At 54.8% G+C, this 4,224-nt stretch carries 5 protein-coding genes and 1 pseudogene; 1 reads left to right on the top strand and 5 read right to left on the bottom strand.

The genetic code is table 11. From position 1 onward, the window contains the following. Nucleotides 1-283 precede the first annotated feature (283 nt). Nucleotides 284-1,054 carry an enoyl-CoA hydratase/isomerase family protein gene (locus ACQUQO_RS17925; protein ID WP_435079973.1) on the top strand — a complete coding sequence of 257 codons (771 nt, stop codon included), beginning with the start codon at nt 284-286 and terminating at the stop codon, nt 1,052-1,054. Nucleotides 1,055-1,069: 15 nt separating this feature from the next. Here ACQUQO_RS17925 and ACQUQO_RS17920 read toward each other — a convergent pair whose 3' ends face one another. The 5 genes and pseudogenes from ACQUQO_RS17920 to ACQUQO_RS17900 form a co-directional block, all read right to left on the bottom strand. Then, a complete protein-coding gene (locus tag ACQUQO_RS17920; RefSeq protein WP_435079971.1) occupies nt 1,070-1,504 on the bottom strand; it encodes a MaoC/PaaZ C-terminal domain-containing protein in 435 nt (144 codons plus the stop codon). Then, nucleotides 1,501-2,010 (bottom strand): FAS1-like dehydratase domain-containing protein, encoded by a 510-nt coding sequence (locus tag ACQUQO_RS17915; RefSeq protein ID WP_435079970.1) that lies wholly within the window; start codon nt 2,008-2,010, stop codon nt 1,501-1,503. The genes ACQUQO_RS17920 and ACQUQO_RS17915 overlap by 4 nt, the downstream gene beginning before the upstream one ends. 6 nt (nt 2,011-2,016) lie before the next feature. Next, entirely contained in the window at nt 2,017-3,360 is a 1,344-nt protein-coding gene (locus ACQUQO_RS17910; RefSeq protein WP_435079968.1) for a phenylacetate--CoA ligase family protein, read from the bottom strand. 120 nt (nt 3,361-3,480) lie between these two features. Next, nucleotides 3,481-3,906 carry an acyl-CoA thioesterase gene (locus ACQUQO_RS17905; protein WP_435079966.1) on the bottom strand — a complete coding sequence of 142 codons (426 nt, stop codon included), beginning with the start codon at nt 3,904-3,906 and terminating at the stop codon, nt 3,481-3,483. Nucleotides 3,907-4,045: 139 nt separating this feature from the next. Further along, nucleotides 4,046-4,224, bottom strand: a pseudogene (locus tag ACQUQO_RS17900) (IS5/IS1182 family transposase); the annotation flags it as partial.

Here is a 4,224-nt window from a genome sequence, read left to right as displayed (position 1 = left end):
GCCGATCAAGATCTTCTTCGGTCAGATGCCGAACAATCCCTTTTCGACGATCGCTACTCATTGTGTCACCGTCTCACCCTATGCCCATAACTTCCCTTGGTCACTATAGCATCAGTCGCGCCGTCGTCGGCTTTGAGTAGAATCCGTGCTCTAGTGATATCCTCGGCCTTGTGGACACCGCTCGAACAAACCATCTGCCTGATTCCAGACATGCCGCTTTTAGATAAAGCCCCCTCGCCATCGCGGTCTACGTTTTACCTTGTGGGCCCTTGTTGACAACAGTATGCCAGTAGAGAGTGATGTAATCACAGTAGAAATAGACGATAATATAGCGGAAATTGTGCTAAATCGGCCCGAACAGAAAAATGCGCTGTCCCAGACGCTGGCCCGCGATCTCACCGAGGCAGTAGCAAGCTTGAACGAGACAGACGTTCGAGCGGTCACCGTCCGAGGTGCGGAAAACACGTTCAGTGCTGGAGGTGACTTGCAGCAATCACCGGACGAATTCACCGAGGAAGTTTCAGCATCGGTCGATGCAATCGAGAAAATCCATACATCACCGATTCCGTATATCGCCGCCATTGAGGGCGCAGCCGTCGGTGGTGGGCTCGAACTGGCGCTCGCCTGCGACCTTCGTATTGCCGACGAGAACGCGAGCCTCGGACTGCCGGAAACGACGGTGGGAATATTTCCGTGCGCCGGAGGGACGCGGTTTCTCTCGCACATGATTGGGACGGCGCGGGCAAAGGAGCTTATGCTCACCGGCCAGTTGATCTCCGGAGAACAGGCGGCATCGTGGGGATTAGTGAACCGTGCCGTAGAAGCTCCTGCCGTTATGGACACCGCTCACGAACTCACCGAGACTATCAGTTCGAACTCGCCGACAGGAATCGAAGCGACGCTTCGATCAACGAACGAAGCATTCGGCAGGCCGATAATCGAGGGAATGCGGTGGGACGTAGACCTCGCTCGAACAGTCGCTCACCACCCTGATTTCCAAGAAGGAAAGCAGGCGTTTCTTGAGGGAAGAGTTCCCGAGTTTCAGGATCGGTAGATTAGTACGATATTATTACAGATTCGATTCCCCGAGAGTGACTGTAGCGGTTCCTGTTGCAAGCTCAGTACCCTCGTCGGTCTCTGCAGTAAGCGCGAGTTCGATAGTGGTAGCGTCGGGAGCTTCCTGTACTTCCTCTACGACCCCAAACGCATGGATCGTTTCCTCCGGAAGGACTTTTTCGACAAATCGGATATCGAACGTAGAGACTCCTTCGATGCCAAACCACTGCGTGACGACGCGTGATACGATACCCGCGACGAACATTCCTTGACCGAACACGCCCTCGTAATCCGCGTTCCGGACATGCTCATCGTCGTAATGAAGCGGGTTGAAGTCCCCGCTCGCACCCGCGTATCTGACGAAGGTTTCACGGCTGATGTCCTCGACGGTTATCCTTGGACCTTCATCACCGACCTCAACTGCGTCTTCTAGCGAATCGAAACTCATCGTCCACCCTCGTCTTCGTCAGTTGTTGGAACTTCGATGACGGTCATTCGTTCCGTCGCGACGGTCTCACCATCCTCGTCCCGGTATTCTGTCTCCTGGACCGCAAACGTCAACATCCCTTTCCCGGAGAATTCCCGTTGATACACGTCTACGAGCGTGGCACTTGCGGAAAGGGTGTCCCCGACATAGATTGGCCGTTCAAATCTGAACGAATGCTCACCGTGTACCTCACGCCGCTTGTCGAATCCCAAGTCAAAAACGGGGTCACGGTCTAGACCCTCGCGTCGGTAGCGTGGAAAAACCGACGTCCGGAGGAACGTAATGGGGGCTGGAATCGCCTGTAGGCCCGCTGATTGCGCAGCATCTTGCTCGTAGTGTACTGGATCTTCGCACCCAAGCGCGTGAGCGAACTCGGCGACTTTGCCAGCTTCGATTCGCATTTCATCCACGATATCTTCCGATCTTCCGATCATCGATTTCAGTTCGGCGATCGGACGGTTTGGCATAGTTCGTTAGCACCTCTCATCGTCCGCAACTTCGACGAGATCAGTTTTGTACTGGGACGGTTCGATTTCGCTTGACGAGACGAGAGTAGGATCAATCCGTACACTGAGTCTATTTCTGACGGTAGAGGTGAGTTCCTTGATGATTTCATCATCGTTGCGAGAGGTGGGTTCGTCTCTAGCAACTCGGACGGGAAGTGGTGACGTGAATTGGGTTTTTCCCTCGTGGGGAAGGACGATTTTCATCCGGGGCGTAACGCCCTCGACCTCGACAACTACTTCGCGAATCGCCTCGGGATAGACGTTCTTAGCCTTGTAGATTAGCATATCATCAGCTCGTCCGACCACGCGGAGGCGTGGCGTGGCTAGACCACAGGTGCAGTCCATCCCAAGAACTCGCACGTAGTCACCGGAACGGAAGCGCAACAGCGGCGTTGCTTCTCGAAGAAGTGGTGTGTATACGAGTTCGCCTTCTGCTCCGGCTTCAAAAGATTTCTGCTCTCCAGTCTCTGGATCGATTAGCTCAGGGTGAACTCGTTCATGCGCGACAAAGTGTGCTCCTTGTTCTGCCTGGCACTCCGCCGCGACCGCTCCGGAAATGTCACCAAGACCCATCACGTCACGGACACCGTTGACACCCCACTGAGTTCGAATCTTCTCACGGATTTCGGGGTTTCCGAGACCTGGCTCGCCGCCACCGATGAGAAGACGAATGCCAAGTTCGTCGAGACCGTGGTCGAGAATGTCCGGAGCGCGTTCGATAAGGTACTCGAGGTGGGACGGGGTCGAGTGGAGAACATCCGGCGAGAGGTCTTGGAGGACGGTGAGAAGCTGCTCGCTACTCCCGCCACCTGCGGGGACGACATTTGCCCCGAGCTTTGCGAACCCGTTGATGTAGGGAAGGCCGCCAGGAACGATTGGTCGGCCGATGGCGTCGACTACAGTGTCATCAGCCCGGACGCCCATTGTCTTGGCAGCTCTCGCGACTACCGTTTCCCACCCGTCCCGGTCCTGCTTGGTCAGTCCGAAATACGTCGGCTTCCCGGTCGTTCCCGATGACGAGAGCGTGAGATTGAGATCGGCTGTATCGACGGCTTGGTGCTCGCCGAGTGGCCTGTTGGAAATCGTCTCACCCTGGCATCGACGCTCGTCGTCTTTCGTTGTAAACGGGATCAGTGAAAGATCGTCAAGGGTCTGGATATCATCCGGGTCTACCTCCCACTCGTCGAACTTCCGGCTATAGTAGTTCGATTCCTCAGCAAGATACATGACCTGATCTTGCAACAGCCGTTCGTGGGTTTCTAGAATCGCATCCCACGACTGCACTTTCAATCCGTTGTCTCTATTTGTCATGGTAGACGTATCCAACGAGTGCGCCGAAGAATATTATAAAAGAATAGTGAGCAAGCGCTGGTGACATTAAACCAGCTACTTTCTGGGAATGTGACTCTAAGGGCTACGCGCGGAAACTGACTATCGTTCGTTTCCGTCCGCTGATTCGTTCCGAGCGCCTTCAAGCACTCGTCGAACGTCCTCGGGAAGAGGGACGGTTTCGTCACCACCGACAGGTAAACAGACTCGCTGTTCGAATGCAGTAAAGGCCGTCGTGCCATCCGCATGTCTCGCTACAATCTCGAATCGAAGGCTCGTCTCTCCCACAGTCGGAGTAACTGTAAGCGTAAGCGTATCACCGGCAACGGCCGGATTTTCGAACTCGATACCAGCTTCTATGATCGGCAAACCTAACTCCCGTTCATCAATCAACTCCCGAAACGGATAGCCGAGCGACTCCATGAAGCGTTCGGTAGTCCGTCGGACTTCGCTCATCAACCGGGGATAGAAGCCGATCTGAAACATATCGACATCGCCGAACCTGATCGTCCACTCCCGAGTGTACATACTAAATCAATGTACCGAGATGAATGGTAAGTAGGTGTCGTACCCTAGCGGAAGGTGTCTTATTGCCCATGCAATCCATAAAATGAACTCCTCTTGACAATTGCTAAGGGGTAAACGTGAGGGCGTCATAGAATAGTACTCACACCGTGATCACGGTGCTTCCCGGATTGTCTCCTCGTTCGTAGTTGGTGATAGCGACGACGAGACGGAGACACAGCGCGAGAAACACCTGCGCTCGGGCGTGGACGCGGCCTCGGGCGCGCAGCGTCCCGAGGCCGCAGTCTTTGACCGCATCGTTCGTTCGCTCAACCTGCGTCC

Source organism: Halococcus sp. AFM35 (assembly GCF_051195015.1).
Lineage (GTDB): Archaea > Halobacteriota > Halobacteria > Halobacteriales > Halococcaceae > Halococcus.
This window is presented reverse-complemented; position numbering and strand designations above follow the sequence as displayed.